This is a genomic window from Streptomyces sp. NPDC050806 (assembly GCF_055586425.1).
The window spans coordinates 97185-111391 of record NZ_JBVJIF010000016.1 but is presented as its reverse complement, the minus strand read 5'-3'; the positions used below and the strand labels follow the sequence as shown (position 1 = coordinate 111391).

The 14207-nt window shown below is 71.6% G+C and carries 13 protein-coding genes; 7 read left to right on the top strand and 6 right to left on the bottom strand.

Going from position 1 to position 14207, the window contains the following annotated elements; genetic code table 11:
- Positions 1-147: 147 nt before the first annotated feature.
- On the bottom strand, positions 148-480 hold the full coding sequence (locus tag ACZ6WH_RS37295; protein ID WP_432859680.1) for a hypothetical protein: 333 nt from the start codon (positions 478-480) through the stop codon (positions 148-150).
- Positions 481-682: 202 nt separating this feature from the next.
- On the opposite strand from ACZ6WH_RS37295, the gene ACZ6WH_RS37290 reads away from it, so the two are divergent.
- Entirely contained in the window at positions 683-2065 is a 1383-nt protein-coding gene (locus tag ACZ6WH_RS37290) for an FAD-dependent oxidoreductase (RefSeq protein ID WP_469734387.1), read from the top strand.
- 67 nt (positions 2066-2132) lie between these two features.
- Here ACZ6WH_RS37290 and hemE read toward each other — a convergent pair whose 3' ends face one another.
- Complete coding sequence (gene hemE, locus ACZ6WH_RS37285) at positions 2133-3197, bottom strand: uroporphyrinogen decarboxylase (RefSeq protein ID WP_469734393.1); 1065 nt, start codon at positions 3195-3197, stop codon at positions 2133-2135.
- A 159-nt stretch (positions 3198-3356) separates the two neighbouring features.
- Between hemE and ACZ6WH_RS37280 the strand changes: the two genes are divergently transcribed.
- From ACZ6WH_RS37280 to ACZ6WH_RS37270, 3 genes are all read left to right on the top strand, one after another.
- Positions 3357-4004, top strand: coding sequence for a DUF3000 domain-containing protein (locus ACZ6WH_RS37280; RefSeq protein ID WP_469734385.1), 648 nt, complete (start codon positions 3357-3359; stop codon positions 4002-4004).
- Positions 4005-4244: 240 nt separating this feature from the next.
- Positions 4245-4907: a response regulator transcription factor gene (locus tag ACZ6WH_RS37275; protein WP_030261220.1), complete on the top strand. Its 663-nt coding sequence runs from the start codon at positions 4245-4247 to the stop codon at positions 4905-4907.
- 131 nt (positions 4908-5038) lie between these two features.
- A complete protein-coding gene (locus ACZ6WH_RS37270; RefSeq protein ID WP_432859673.1) occupies positions 5039-6316 on the top strand; it encodes a ribonuclease D in 1278 nt (425 codons plus the stop codon).
- Positions 6317-6399: 83 nt separating this feature from the next.
- Here ACZ6WH_RS37270 and ACZ6WH_RS37265 read toward each other — a convergent pair whose 3' ends face one another.
- The gene (locus ACZ6WH_RS37265; protein WP_469734383.1) at positions 6400-7098 is read right to left on the bottom strand and encodes a PepSY domain-containing protein; all 699 of its coding nucleotides are present in this window, start codon (positions 7096-7098) and stop codon (positions 6400-6402) included.
- Positions 7099-7337: 239 nt separating this feature from the next.
- On the opposite strand from ACZ6WH_RS37265, the gene ACZ6WH_RS37260 reads away from it, so the two are divergent.
- Both ACZ6WH_RS37260 and ACZ6WH_RS37255 read left to right on the top strand, forming a co-directional pair.
- Positions 7338-8558 carry a thiolase family protein gene (locus ACZ6WH_RS37260; protein ID WP_469734381.1) on the top strand — a complete coding sequence of 407 codons (1221 nt, stop codon included), beginning with the start codon at positions 7338-7340 and terminating at the stop codon, positions 8556-8558.
- A complete protein-coding gene (locus ACZ6WH_RS37255; protein WP_469734379.1) occupies positions 8555-10681 on the top strand; it encodes a 3-hydroxyacyl-CoA dehydrogenase NAD-binding domain-containing protein in 2127 nt (708 codons plus the stop codon). Before ACZ6WH_RS37260 ends, ACZ6WH_RS37255 begins: the two co-directional genes overlap by 4 nt.
- 140 nt (positions 10682-10821) lie before the next feature.
- On the opposite strand, the gene ACZ6WH_RS37250 is transcribed toward ACZ6WH_RS37255, so the two are convergent.
- Together ACZ6WH_RS37250 and ACZ6WH_RS37245 are read right to left on the bottom strand one after the other, a co-directional pair.
- Complete coding sequence (locus tag ACZ6WH_RS37250; protein ID WP_469734377.1) at positions 10822-11331, bottom strand: NUDIX domain-containing protein; 510 nt, start codon at positions 11329-11331, stop codon at positions 10822-10824.
- A 58-nt stretch (positions 11332-11389) separates the two neighbouring features.
- Positions 11390-12139 (bottom strand): Clp protease N-terminal domain-containing protein, encoded by a 750-nt coding sequence (locus ACZ6WH_RS37245; RefSeq protein WP_469734375.1) that lies wholly within the window; start codon positions 12137-12139, stop codon positions 11390-11392.
- 100 nt (positions 12140-12239) lie between these two features.
- On the opposite strand from ACZ6WH_RS37245, the gene ACZ6WH_RS37240 reads away from it, so the two are divergent.
- Positions 12240-12653 (top strand): NTP pyrophosphohydrolase, encoded by a 414-nt coding sequence (locus ACZ6WH_RS37240; RefSeq protein ID WP_432859663.1) that lies wholly within the window; start codon positions 12240-12242, stop codon positions 12651-12653.
- 7 nt (positions 12654-12660) lie between these two features.
- Here ACZ6WH_RS37240 and ACZ6WH_RS37235 read toward each other — a convergent pair whose 3' ends face one another.
- A complete protein-coding gene (locus ACZ6WH_RS37235; RefSeq protein WP_469734372.1) occupies positions 12661-14166 on the bottom strand; it encodes an amino acid permease in 1506 nt (501 codons plus the stop codon).
- Positions 14167-14207: the final 41 nt, after the last annotated feature.

Sequence of the window (14207 nt, the reverse complement as noted above, 5' to 3'; positions counted from 1 at the left end):
AATCACCGTCTGGATATTGCCCTGCGCATCCGCCGACGCACCCGTGTCGTACGAACGACGATCCTGACCCGCAGCACCCATCAACACTCACTCCCGTCACACCGTCAGGCACCGGCCCGCACCGAACGGGCCGCTGGATGAATTGATTCAGCGGCCGCCGAACCGGGCCGCGTCGAAATTGGCCGACGACATCTGCTGGCGGGCGTTGTCGCCGTGCTCCTGGTCACCCGAGCTGAACGCCGAATCCATGCCGGCCTGACCGCCGAGAATGCCCGACAGCGAGCTCTGCAGCGAGGACGCGATCTCGTCGGAACGGGCCTTGAACTGGTCGAAGGCCGCCTTGCCCGAGCCGTTGAACTTGCCCTCCAACGGCGCCGCGGCGTCCACCAGCTGGCGGATCAGCCCTCCGAGGTCCTCGCTCGACCCCCGCGACTTCGACTGGAGATTCGACAGCACCTGCGAACCCATGTCGAACTTCATCAGGTTCCCCCTGCCACGAACTGAACGGTTGTTTGCGGATACATCGTGGCAACTCAGGGGCATCGGTGCCAACAGTGGGCACACCGCTGTGACACACGCGTGACGCGGCGCGGGCGCCGGGCGACAGAAGCGGCAGGTCGTAGCCTTTGCGGTACCGGGCGGGTCCGCCCGAACAGTCCGTGGAACGGGAAAGGGGCCGGTCATGGCGGAACGGCTGGTGGTCATCGGCGGGGACGCGACCGGGATGTCCGCCGCGTCGCAGGCCCGCAGGCTGCGCAAGCCCGACGAGTTGGAGATCGTCGCGTTCGAGCGCGGGAACTTCACGTCGTACTCCGCCTGCGGAATCCCGTACTGGGTCGGCGGGGTCGTGGACGACCGGGACGCGCTCGTCGCGCGGACGGCGGAGCAGCACCGGGCCCGCGACATCGATCTGCGGATGCGGACGGAGGTCACCGAGCTCGACGTCGACAAGCGGCGGGTGCGGTCGCGCGACCTCGAAAGCGGCGCGGAGGAGTGGACCGGGTACGACAAGCTGGTGATCGCGACCGGCGCGACTCCGCTGCGGCCGCCGCTGCCGGGCATCGACGCGCCGGGCGTGCACGGCGTGCAGACGCTCGACGACGGCCAGGCGCTGCTGGAGACGCTCTCCCGTACCGAGGGGCGGCGCGCGGTCGTGGTGGGCGCCGGGTACATCGGCGTGGAGATGGCCGAGGCGCTGATCCAGCGCGGGTACGAGGTGACCGTCGTCAACCGCGGCGCGGAGCCGATGTCCACGCTCGACCCGGACATGGGCTGCCTGGTGCACGACGCCATGAAGGGGCTCGGCATCGAGATGGTCAACGGCGCCGAGGTGACGGAGATCCGTACCGGTGACGACGGCCGGGCCTGCGCGGTGGTGACGCCGGAGCAGGAGTTCCCGGCCGATGTGGTGGTGCTGGGGCTCGGCGTACGGCCGGCGACCGGGCTCGCCGAGGCGGCCGGGCTGCCGCTGGGCCCCTCCGGCGGCATCCTCACCGACCTCGCGATGCGGGTCCGCGGGTACGAGGACATCTGGGCGGGCGGCGACTGCGTGGAGGTGCTGGACCTGGTCTCCGGGCGCACCCGGCACATCGCGCTCGGCACCCACGCGAACAAGCACGGGCAGGTCATCGGCTCGGGCGTGGGCGGCGGCTACGCCACCTTCCCCGGCGTGGTCGGCACGGCCGTCAGCAAGGTCTGCGACCTGGAGATCGCGCGGACGGGGCTGCGCGAGAGGGACGCGCGGGCGGTCGGGCTCCAGTACGTGGCCGTCACGATCGAGTCGACGAACCGGGTGGGGTACTTCCCCAACTCCGCGCCGATGACCGTGAAGATGCTCGCCGAGCGGCTGACCGGACGGCTGCTGGGCGTGCAGATCGTCGGCCGGGAGGGCGCGGCGAAGCGGGTGGACATCGCGGCGGTGGCGCTGACGGCGAAGATGACCGTCGAGCAGATGACGGCGCTGGACCTGGGGTACGCGCCGCCGTTCTCACCAGTGTGGGACCCGGTGCTGGTGGCCGCGCGGAAGGCCGTACAGGCGGTACGGGCGGACGCGGCACCGCGGTGAACGGGATCGCGTCGCGGTGAGCGATGCCGCGCGGGGCGCCCGCCGTGTGCGGGCGCCCCGGGCCGGCTCAGCGTGCCGTCTGCTCGTGGACGTACTCGACCAGGCGGGTCAGCGCCTCCGGGTCGGTGTTCGGGAGGACGCCGTGGCCGAGGTTGAAGACGTGGCCCTCCAGGCCGGCGGCGGCGTCCAGCACCTCGCGGGCCTTGGTCTCCACCGCCTCGCGCGGGGCGAAGAGGACGGCCGGGTCGATGTTGCCCTGCAGGGCCTTGCCGGGGCCGACCCGGCGCGCGGCCTCGTCCATCGGCACCCGCCAGTCGGCGCCCACGACGTCGGCGCCGGCCTCGCCCATGAGGCCGAGCAGCTCGCCCGTGCCGACGCCGAAGTGGATGCGCGGTACGCCGTACCCGGAGACGGCCTCGAAGACCTTCGCGGAGGCCGGCATGACCGAGCGGCGGTAGTCGGCCGGGGCGAGCGCGCCGACCCAGGAGTCGAAGAGCTGCACGGCGCTGGCACCGGCCTCGATCTGCACCTTCAGGAAGGCGGCGGTGATGTCGGCGAGGCGGTCCAGCAGGTCGGCCCAGAGCTGCGGGTCGCCGTACATCAGCGCCTTGGTGTGCTCGTGGTTGCGGGACGGGCCGCCTTCGACGAGGTAGCTGGCGAGCGTGAAGGGCGCGCCGGCGAAGCCGATGAGCGGGGTGGTGCCCAGCTCGCCGACGAGCATGCGGACCGCCTCGGTGACGTACGAGACGTCCTCGGGCGTGAGGTCGCGCAGCCGCTCCAGGTCGGCGCGGCTGCGGATCGGCTGCTCGACGACCGGGCCGACGCCGGGCTTGATGTCCAGGTCGATGCCGATGGCCTTGAGCGGGACGACGATGTCGCTGAAGTAGATCGCGGCGTCCACGTTGTGGCGGCGGACCGGCTGCAGCGTGATCTCGGTGACCAGGTCCGGCCGCATGCAGGAGTCGAGCATCGCGATGCCCTCGCGCAGCTTGCGGTACTCGGGCAGTGAGCGCCCGGCCTGCCGCATGAACCACACCGGCGTGTGCGGGACCGGTTCGCGCCGGCAGGCCTTGAGGAACGCGGACTCCCGCGTGCTCTCCGGGGCGAAGGACGCGGTCTGCTGGCCCGTCATCGGGGTCTCCCCGGCTCGTACGGAGTGGAGAGCTCGGGGGAAGTCGTTGGCACTCACGCCCCAAATCTTCGCACGCGCGGGGAGACACCTCCGAACGGGCGACCCGCCCACCGGGTGTCCTCCGCATATGAACGCCGCATTGCGCCTAACCTTCCCAGCATGGCAGCGGCTCACGAACACCTCGCGGACAGCGCGGACGAGACCCCGATCGCCTTCCGTCAGGCGGTCGAGGCACTCCATGCCGCCCGGCTGCGACCCGAGATCGACATCGCGCCGATGCCCGCGCCGAAACGGCTCGCGCCGTTCGCGCACGCGCTGGAGGCGACGGTCCTCGACCGGGAGGCGGACGGCGAAACGGACCTGGCCGACGGGCGGCTCGTCCTGCTCCACGACCCCGACGGACACGACGCCTGGCAGGGCACCTTCCGGGTGGTGACGCTGGCCCGCGCCGAGCTGGAGCCGGAGATGGCCACCGATCCGCTGCTGCCGGAGGTGTGCTGGTCCTGGCTGACGGGGGCGCTGGAGGCGCGCGGCGTGCCGTACGGGGCGCCGAGCGGCACGGTCACGCGCGCGGGCTCGTACTACTTCGGCGGGCTCGGGGACCGGGCGCCGGACAGCCAGATCGAGCTGCGTGCCTCGTGGACACCGGCCGAGGGGCCGCACGGGGTGCGGGACGCGGCGGTGCATCTGACGGCCTGGTGCGACCTGCTGTGCCAGGTGGCCGGGCTGCCGCCGGCGCCGGTCGAACCGGCGGGACGGGGCGGCGTGGTACCGCTCCCCCAGCGACGGGGGCCGCAGCCCCGCTGAGCTTTCCGTTCACGTCACAGCCCGGACCGCCGCGGGTCGGTTCCGGGCTGTACGCGTGCTGCCCGGACCCTCGATCACTCATCCGATTTGCCCGAATTGGTCCCAATTAAATCGTGATCAAACTCTAAAGTCCGGCCGGATTACTGCCGAAGAGGTGGGTGACCCTTCAAACACGGAAGCACCCCGGCTCACTCTCCCCTGAAGCCGGCTTCCGTCCCCCGCCACTCCCCAGGAGGCCCGGTGTCTGTTCTCCTCGAGCAACCTTCCAGCCTGGTCGCCTACCGCCCGAACAAGCCGACGGCCATGGTCGTCGTGGCCGACCCGCGCGTCCGCTCCACCGTGACCCGCCACCTGTGGGCCCTCGGAGTACGCGACGTGATCGAGGCATCGTCCATCGCGGAGGCCCGCCCCCGCGTCGGCAACCCGCGCGACATCTGCGTGGCCGACGTACATCTTCCCGACGGCTCCGGCCTCACCCTGCTGTCCGAGACCCGGGCGGCGGGCTGGCCGAACGGCCTGGCACTGTCCGCCGCCGACGACATCGGCGCGGTACGCAACGCCCTCGCCGGCGGCGTCAAGGGCTACGTCGTCACCGGCACCCGTACCAACCTCGGCATCCCGGGCCGGCCCGGCGCCGCGCCCATCGGCGCGGGCGCGGCCCGCATGCACCGCCGCCCGCCCGGCGCCCCCGGCCACCCCGGCGGCTACCGCGAGCTCTCGGGGCGCGAGGTCGAGGTGCTGAGACTCGTCGCCGAGGGCCAGTCCAACAAGGCCATCGGCGTCTCGATGGGCCTGTCGGCCCTGACGGTCAAGAGCCACCTCGCCCGCATCGCCCGCAAGCTCGGCACGGGCGACCGGGCCGGCATGGTCGCGGTCGCACTGCGTACCGGGATCATCCACTGAGCACCGGGACCGGCCACTGAGGCCGCCCTGCCGCCCACCCGTCCCCCTTACCGCGCCTTTACACAGGCGCAGCGTCCGTCGAGGGAACGTTCCCTCGGCGGACGTGGTGCATACACCGATACCCTTGACTGGTGACCGACGCCCAAAAGACCGCAGAAGACTCGACACTGCGAACCCCCGGGGACGCAACGGAAGACCCCCGGCCGGCACCGGTCCCGCTTCTCGAACCCCGCGAGGGCATCCCGCCCGTGACCGCGACCGACGAGGACCTCGCGCAGGTCGTCGCGGCTTTCGCGGCCGGCAGTGGCCCGGTCGCCGTGGACGCCGAGCGGGCCTCCGGGTACCGCTACGGCCAGCGCGCCTACCTGGTCCAGCTGCGCCGCGAGGGCGCCGGCAGCGTCCTGATCGACCCGGTCGCGTGTCCCGACCTGAGCGCGCTCGGCGAGGCCATCGCCGGCGCCGAGTGGGTCCTGCACGCGGCGACCCAGGATCTGCCCTGCCTCCGTGACATAGGGATGCTCCCCGCCTCGCTCTTCGACACCGAGCTGGCCGGCCGGCTGGCCGGCTTCGCGCGGGTCGGCCTCGGCGCGATGGTCGAGAACGTCCTCGGCTACGCGCTGGAGAAGGGCCACTCGGCGGTGGACTGGTCCACCCGCCCGCTGCCCGAGCCCTGGCTGCGGTACGCCGCGCTGGACGTGGAGCTGCTGGTCGACCTGCGGGACGCGCTGGAGGAGGAGCTGGACCGGCAGGGGAAGCTGGACTGGGCCCGGCAGGAGTTCGCGGCCATCGCCGCCGCTCCGCCGGCGCCGCCCCGAAAGGACCCCTGGCGCCGTACGTCCGGGATGCACAAGGTGCGGCGACGGCGGCAGATGGCAGTGGTACGGGAGCTCTGGACGGCCCGCGACCGGGTCGCGCAGAAGCGGGACGTCTCGCCGGGCAAGGTGCTGGGCGACGCGGCGATCGTGGAGGCCGCGCTGAACGTCCCGCCGAACGCACACGCGCTCGCCGCGCTGCCCGGCTTCGGGCACCGCATGGGCCGCCGGCAGCTGGAGCAGTGGCAGGCGGCGGTCGACCGGGCGCGGGCGCTGCCCGAGTCCGAGCTGCCGCAGCCGGGCCAGGCGCTGAACGGTCCCCCGCCGCCGCGCGCCTGGGCGGACAAGGACCCGGCGGCCGCCGCCCGGCTCTCCGCGGCCCGTACGGCGGTGACCGCGCTCGCCGAGGAGCTGCACCTGCCGCAGGAGAACCTGATCACGCCGGACACGGTGCGGCGGGTGTGCTGGGAGCCGCCGGAGTCGACTTCGTCGGCGGTCTCCGAGGCGCTGGCCGGGTACGGTGCCCGGCCTTGGCAGGTCGAGCTGGTGACGCCGTTGCTGGTGAAGGCGCTCGGTACCAGTACGTCTGCGGGCTGACGCCTGCCGGACGTCTTGTCCTCCATCGCCGGACGGGCCGGTTCTGCCGGCCCGTCCGGCGTTCCCGCCCCGGCGGGCCGTACTCAGTCCTTGTCGACGTGGGTGCGGAGCACCTTCTTGTTGGTCGCGTCGATGTCGTACGTCGTCTTGTTCCAGTCGTTCTCGGTGACGACGTCGACGGACCAGATCGCCTTGCCCTGGTCGTTGTCGTCGAGCTCGATCGAGCTGACCGTGCCCTTCTTCTTGCCGGTGGCCACCTCGGCCGCCTGCTGGGGCGTGACCGTGGCCTTCTTCAGCCAGTCGGCGAGCTTCTTCTTGTCGTCGGCGTCCTCGTCGCTGTCGGTACGGGGCTTGGCCGCCTTCCCGGAGACCGCGTCGACCGTGACCATGCTCTTGGTGCCGTCGGTCTTGGCGACCGTGGTCTCCCAGACCGGCTTGTTGCCGGAGCCGTTCTTCAGCTCGGCCGAGACCGGCTTCGCGCCGGAGACCGCGCCGGTGGCGGCCGACAGCGCCTTGTCATACGTGATCTTGGCCTTGGGGATCAGCGCCTTGCGCTCGGCCTGGTCCTCGGTGAGCTTGCCGCCGGGGGACGCGGTGGCGGCCGCGGACTTTCCGCCGCCGGAGGCCGACGGGGACGAGGAGCCGTCCCCACCACTGCTCTTGTCGTCGCCGCAGCCGGTGATCAGCGCGCCCGCCATGGCGACGGCGCACACCAGGCCGGCCGCGCGGAGCCCCGCCGTACGGTTCCGCTGCGCGAGCATTCCGCTTCGCTTCGTATCCATGGGGGCAGAGTAGGCCCGGTACGTCCCTGTACGTCCGCGACGCAGCGAAGACCGGCCGAAGCCACCCGGATCGCGGGAAGCCCCGGAAGTCACCCTTGACCACAGCCGGCGAATGTGATGTTCGCCGCTCCGGCCGAGGGGGGTGGGCAGGCTGGTTACCCGCAAGTAGCATGACGGTGGGCAGCGCGCCATGAGCGCGCCCCGCAGCAGTGCCACCCCGCACCTGGAGGAGAGCCAACGTGCCTCGTACCGCTAGGGACGTCGTCTTCGTCGACGGCGTCCGCACCCCGTTCGGCAAGGCGGGCCCGAAGGGCATCTACCACGAGACCCGCGCCGACGACCTGGTCGTCAAGTGCATCCGGGAGCTGCTGCGCCGCAACCCGGACCTGGACCCGGCCCGTATCGACGAGGTCGCGCTCGCCGCGACGACGCAGATCGGTGACCAGGGCCTGACCCTGGGCCGGACCGCCGGAATTCTGGCCGGTCTGCCGCAGTCCGTGCCCGGCTTCTCGATCGACCGGATGTGTGCCGGTGCGATGACCGCCGTGACGTCCATCGCGGGCGGCGTGTCCTTCGGCGCGTACGACATCGCCGTGGCCGGCGGCGTCGAGCACATGGGCCGCCACCCCATGGGTGAGGGCGTCGACCCGAACCCGCGGTTCGTCAGCGAGAAGCTGGTCGACCAGTCCGCGCTCTTCATGGGCATGACCGCGGAGAACCTGCACGACCGCCTGCCGCACATCACCAAGCAGCGCGCCGACGAGTACGCCGTGCGCAGCCAGGAGAAGGCGGCCAAGGCGTACGCGGACGGCAGGATCCAGGCCGACCTGGTGCCGATCTCCGTCCGCCGGACGAACGAGGAGGCGGGCGAGACCGGTTGGGGTCTGGCCACCGCCGACGAGCCGATGCGCCCGGGCACCACGCTGGAGAACCTGGCCGGCCTCAAGACCCCGTTCCGCGCGCACGGCCGGGTGACGGCCGGTAACGCGGCGGGTCTGAACGACGGCGCCACCGCCTCGCTGATCGCCGCCGAGGACGTGGCGCGCGAGCTGGACCTGCCGGTCAAGATGCGCCTGGTGGACTACGCGTTCGCCGGTGTGGAGCCGGAGGTCATGGGCATCGGCCCGGTCCCGGCGACCGAGAAGGCGCTGGCCAAGGCCGGTCTGTCGATCGACGACATCGGCCTGTTCGAGATCAACGAGGCGTTCGCCGTCCAGGTGCTGTCGCTGCTGGACCACTACGGCATCGCCGACGACGACCCGCGCGTCAACCAGTACGGCGGCGCGATCGCGTTCGGCCACCCCCTCGCCTCCTCCGGCGTGCGTCTGATGACGCAGCTGGCGCGGCAGTTCGAGGAGCAGCCGCACGTCCGCTACGGCATCACCACCATGTGCGTCGGCTTCGGCATGGGCGGCACCGTGATCTGGGAGAACCCGCACTTCGAGGGGGCAGGCAAGTGAGCACCGCAGAACTTCTCAAGGGGGCGGCCGAGCTCTTCCCCGACGAGGTCGTGACCCAGGCGCACGTACGCCACCTCGACCTCCCGTACGGCGCCGGGCGCTTCGCGCTCATCACGCTGGACAACGGCCTGGACCACACCAAGCCGACCACCTTCGGGCCGCAGTCGCTCGCCAACCTGAACGTGGCGATCGACCAGGTCGAGAAGGAGGCGGCCGACGGCTCGGTCGTCGGTGTGGGCATCACCGGCAAGCCGTTCATCTTCGCGGTCGGCGCCGACCTCAAGGGCGTCGAGCTGCTGAAGAAGCACGAGGACGCGCTCGCCATCGGCAAGGGCGGCCACGACGTCTTCAAGCGGCTGGCGAAGCTCGCCGTGCCCACCTTCGCGTACTACAACGGCGCGGCGATGGGCGGCGGCGTCGAGGTCGGCCTGCACTGCTCGTACCGCACCGTCTCCAAGGCGCTCCCCGCCTTCTCGCTGCCCGAGGTCTTCCTCGGCCTGGTGCCCGGCTGGGGCGGCTGCGTGCTGCTGCCGAACCTCATCGGCCCCGAGCGCGCGGTCTCGGTGATCATCGAGAACTCGCTCAACCAGAACAAGCAGCTCAAGGGCCAGCAGGTCTACGACCTGGGGATCGCCGACGCGATCTTCGAGGGCGCGGACTTCCTGGAGCAGTCGCTGCTGTGGACCGCCTCCGTCCTCAAGGGCGACGTCGAGGTCGTCCGCCCGGAGCTGGACCGCGGCGACGCCTGGGACCAGGCCGTGGCGCGCGGCAAGGCCATCGCCGACAGTAAGGTGCACGGCGCGGCCCCGGCCGCCTACCGCGCGCTGGACATCATCGCCAACGCCAAGAGCGGCGACCTGAGCCGGGGCTTCGACGCGGAGGACCAGGCCCTCGCGGACCTGATCATGGGCGGCGAGCTGCGCAGCGGCATCTACTCGTTCAACCTGGTGCAGAAGCGCGCCAAGCGCCCGGCCGGTGCCCCGGACAAGAGCCTGGCCCGCCCGGTCACCAAGGTCGGCGTGGTCGGCGCCGGTCTGATGGCCTCCCAGCTGGCGCTGCTCTTCGCCCGCCGTCTGGAGGTGCCGGTCGTGCTGACCGACATCGACCAGGCGCGCATCGACAAGGGCGTGAAGTACGTCCACGACGAGATCGACAAGCTGCTGCTGAAGGGCCGCGTCAACCAGGACAAGGCCAACCGCCTCAAGGGCCTGGTCTCCGGCGTCCTGGACAAGGCGGACGGCTTCGCGGACGCGGACTTCGTCATCGAGGCCGTGTTCGAGGAGATCGGCGTCAAGCAGCAGGTGTTCGCCGAGGTCGAGGCGGTCGCTCCGGCGCACGCCATCCTGGCGACCAACACCTCCTCGCTGTCCGTCTCGGAGATGGCGTCGAAGCTGAAGCACCCCGAGCGGGTCGTGGGCTTCCACTTCTTCAACCCGGTCGCGATCCTGCCGCTGCTGGAGATCGTGCGCGGCGAGCAGACCGACGACGCATCGCTGGCCACGGCCTTCTCGGTCGCCAAGTCGCTGAAGAAGACGGCCGTCCTGTGCAAGGACGCCCCGGCGTTCGTCGTGAACCGGATCCTGACCCGCTTCATGGGCGAGATCCAGAACGTGATCGACGAGGGCACCCCGGTGGCCGTGGCGGAGAAGGCGGTCGAGCCGCTGGGCCTGCCGATGTCCCCGCTGGTGCTGCTGGAGCTGGTCGGCCCGGCCATCGGCCTGCACGTCTCGGAGACCCTGAACCGCGCCTTCCCGGAGCGCTTCACGGTCTCGCCGAACCTGAAGGCCGTCGTGGACGCCGGCAAGCGCGGCTTCTACGTGTACGACTCGGGCGCGCCCGAGCTGGACCCGGAGGTCGCCGCGCTGCTCCAGCAGGGCGACACGGTCCTCACCGAGCAGCAGGTCCGCGACCGCGTCCTGGACGCCGTCGCACAGGAGATCGGCCTGATGCTGGACGAGGGCGTGGTGGCCGAGGCGCAGGACATCGACCTGTGCCTGATCACCGGCGCCGGCTGGCCCTTCCACCTGGGCGGCATCACGCCGTACCTGGACCGTGAGGGCGTCTCCGAGCGGGTCAACGGCAAGAAGTTCCTCGCGCCGGGCGTCGCGAGCGTCCCCGCGTAACACCCCAGTGGGCGGTCCTGCCGCCCCCACGGGTCACTGTCCCGGCACCATCCCTCAGTGGTGCCGGGGCAGTTCCGTATGTGCGGAAGCGACGGTTTGCTGTGCCGTTCCCGGGCCCCGGGGACGGCCGTGAGCGCCCTTCAGTGGTGCCAGGGCAGCCGTACCGGCCCGGCGGGCAGCCGGTCCGCCAGGATGTCCGTGAGGAGGCCGGCGAGGCCGTACGGGTGGACCTCCTCCGTCGCCGCCGCCAGCTCCTCCGCCGTCCACCACCGGTGGGCCACGATCGTCGCCCTCTCGTGGGCCTCGAAGCCGCCGGTGTCCACGTCGTGCCGGGCCACCCGGTACACGTAGAAGACGTCCTCGAACATCCCCGAGTGCCAGCCCAGATCGGCATGGCCGGAGGTGCGGGCCACCGGCCCTGTCAGCGCCGTGTGCGGCACCGACAGGCCGGTCTCCTCGGCGAGTTCGCGTGCCGCGGCCCGCGCCGTGCGCTCCCAGCGGCGCACTCCCCCGCCGGGCGTGAACCAGCAGTACCCCTCCTCGGGCCTGCCCGGGACCTGCTGGGACCGGAAGAGGAGCGTCCGGCCGTCGCCGTCGATGAGCAGGACCCTGGCCGAGCGCCGGGTCCCGGACCGTCCGAGCAGTGGCATCCGCGCAGCCTACCGCCGCCTGCGACCCGCCGGCACGGCCGTCATCGCTGACGTTCCGTCACTCGGTCGCGCGGTCCGCCACGATGGCGTCCAGGGTGTCGGTCACCCATGCCTCGGTGGCCTCCTTGGTGACCCCGAGACCGGTCAGGACGCCGTCCCCGTCCTCCTGTTCCAGCAGGGCGAGCAGCACGTGCTCGGTGCCGATGTAGTTGTGGCCCAGCCGCAGGGCCTCGCGGAAGGTCAGCTCCAGCGCCTTCTTGGCGCCCGCGTCGAACGGGATGAGGGCGGGCAACTCGCCCTCGGCGGCGGGCGGCAGCGCGGCGGCCACCGCCTCGCGCACGGCCTCGGCCGGCGCGCCCTGGGCGGCCAGCGCCCGCACGGCGAGCCCTTCCGGCTCGGCGAGGAGGCCGAGGATCAGGTGCTCGGCGCTGATCTCGGCGTGGCCGCCCGCCCTGGTCTCGTTCTGGGCGCTGACGACGACGTTGCGGGCGCGCGGTGTGTAGCGCCCGAAGCCCTCGTTCGGGTCGAGGTCGGAGGTCGTTGGCCCCTTCGGGACGAAGCGCTTCTGGGCGGCCTGCTTGGTGACGCCCATGCTCCTGCCGATGTCCGTCCAGGAGGCGCCCGAGCGGCGCGCCTGGTCCACGAAGTGGCCGATCAGGTGGTCGGCCACGTCGCCGAGGTGGTCGGCGGCGAGGACCGCGTCGGTCAGCTGGTCCAGCGCGTCGGTGTGGACCTTCTTGATGGCCTCGATCAGGTCGTCGAGGCGTACCGGATGCGTGTTGCGTACGGGTTCCACGGAATCTGCCATGCGTCAACCATAGGTTGACGGGCAAGCCATCGTCAACCCCGGGTTGTCGATTCTGAGGCACCGTGAGCCCATGGCGTCCCATCGGTGCCACGATGAACCCATGACAGCGACAACCACCCTCATCGTCGACGGCGCCAACGTCGTCGGCTCGGTGCCCGACGGCTGGTGGCACGACCGGCGGGGCGCGGCCGAGCGGCTGCGCGACGGACTCGTGGCGTACGGCGGGACGGGCGTGCCCGGGATCGCCGACCCGCCCGTGGAGCTGGTGCTCGTCGTGGAGGGCGCGGCCCGCGGCGTGGCGAGCGTCGACGGGGTACGGGTGGAGTCCGCCGACGGCAGCGGCGACGACCGCATCGTGGAGCTGGTCGCCGCCCTGCCCGCCGGGCAGCCCTGCGTGGTCGTGACCGCCGACCGGGGCCTGCGCGCCCGCGTCGAGGCGCTGGGCGCCCGGGTGGCGGGGCCGCGTTCCGTGCGCCCGGCCGGCACCGGAGGCGGCCGGGCGCACGGCCGCTGAGGGGGCGTCAGCGCTCGCGACGGCCCATCCGGCTGTGCGACCGCCCGTACACGAAGTAGAAGACGAGGCCGAAGACCATCCAGGCGGCGAACCGCAGCCAGGTCTCCGCGGTCAGGTTGATCATCAGCCACAGGGACGCCAGCACCGACAGGACCGGCACCAGCGGCACCAGCGGGGTACGGAAGGAGCGCGGCAGGTCGGGCCGGGTGCGGCGCAGGATGATCACGCCGATGGCGACCACGACGAACGCGAACAGGGTGCCGATGTTGACCAGTTCCGCCAGTACGTCGATGGACGTGAACCCCGCCACCACCGCGACCACCACGCCGAGCACGATCGTGGACCGGTAGGGCGTGCCGAAGCGGGGGTGGACCGTGGAGAACACCCGGGGCAGCAGTCCGTCACGGCTCATTGCGAAGAACACCCGGCTCTGGCCGAGCAGCAGGATCATGCAGACCGAGGTGAGGCCGACCGCCGCACCGAAGCTGATCAGCCCCGCCCAGAACGGATGCCCGACGTCCTTGAAAGCGTCGGCGAGCGGCGCGTCCGTGGAGAGCTTGCTGTACTTCTGCATCCCGGTGACGACGATGGACACCGCGACGTAGAGCACCGTGCAGATCAGTAGCGAGCCGAGGATGCCGCGCGGTACGTCGCGCTGCGGATTGCGGGCCTCCTCCGCCGCGGTGGCGACGATGTCGAAGCCGATGAAGGCGAAGAAGACCACGGCGGCCGCCGCGAAGATGCCCATCACGCCGAAGCTCGCCGGGGTGAAGCCGAACATCAGCTGGACCAGCGGCGCCTGCCAGCCGCTGCCGCCCTCGCTGGGGACCGACTCCGGAACGAACGGCTCGTAGTTGGCGCCGTTGATGAAGAACGCGCCGACGATGATGACGAGCAGCACGACGGTCACCTTGACGCCGACGACCACCGCGGTCACCCGCGAGGACAGCTTCATGCCCGCGACGAGAACGACCGTCAGGACCAGGACGAGGAGGCAGGCCAGCAGGTCGAACCCGAACTGTCCCTCATGCGTTCCGGAGAGGCTCTGCGGCAGGTGGAACCCCGCGGTGTCCAGCAGCGAGCGGATGTAGCCGGACCACCCGACGGACACCACGGCACAGGCCAGCGCCAGCTCCAGCACCAGGTCCCAGCCGATGATCCAGGCGGGGAACTCGCCCAGCGAGGCGTAGGAGAACGTGTACGCGGAGCCGGCCACCGGGACGGTGGAGGCGAACTCGGCGTAGCAGAGGGCGGCCAGCGCGCAGACCGCACCGGCGACGACGAAGGCGAGGGCGACCGACGGGCCCGCCGACTCCTTGGCGATCTTGCCGGTGAGGACGAAGATGCCGGTACCGATGATCACGCCGACGCCGAAGACCGTGAGGTCCAGTGCGGACAGCGACTTCCTGAGCGCGTGCTCGGGCTCCTCGGTGTCGCGGATCGACTCCTCGACCGTCTTGGTCCGGAAGAGGCCGCGCCGGCGGCCCTCCGGCTCGGGCAACGAACTGCTCATGTGCGAACCTCCGCCTGGGCGACCGTGTATGAATCCCCAAC

Coding starts and splice junctions, on each gene's coding strand:
- ACZ6WH_RS37295 (WP_432859680.1), bottom strand. CDS start 480: ATGAAGTTCGACATGGGTTCGCAGGTGCTGTCGAATCTCCAGTCGAAG.
- ACZ6WH_RS37290 (WP_469734387.1), top strand. CDS start 683: ATGGCGGAACGGCTGGTGGTCATCGGCGGGGACGCGACCGGGATGTCC.
- hemE (WP_469734393.1), bottom strand. CDS start 3,197: ATGACGGGCCAGCAGACCGCGTCCTTCGCCCCGGAGAGCACGCGGGAG.
- ACZ6WH_RS37280 (WP_469734385.1), top strand. CDS start 3,357: ATGGCAGCGGCTCACGAACACCTCGCGGACAGCGCGGACGAGACCCCG.
- ACZ6WH_RS37265 (WP_469734383.1), bottom strand. CDS start 7,098: ATGGATACGAAGCGAAGCGGAATGCTCGCGCAGCGGAACCGTACGGCG.
- ACZ6WH_RS37250 (WP_469734377.1), bottom strand. CDS start 11,331: ATGCCACTGCTCGGACGGTCCGGGACCCGGCGCTCGGCCAGGGTCCTG.
- ACZ6WH_RS37245 (WP_469734375.1), bottom strand. CDS start 12,139: ATGGCAGATTCCGTGGAACCCGTACGCAACACGCATCCGGTACGCCTC.
- ACZ6WH_RS37240 (WP_432859663.1), top strand. CDS start 12,240: ATGACAGCGACAACCACCCTCATCGTCGACGGCGCCAACGTCGTCGGC.
- ACZ6WH_RS37235 (WP_469734372.1), bottom strand. CDS start 14,166: ATGAGCAGTTCGTTGCCCGAGCCGGAGGGCCGCCGGCGCGGCCTCTTC.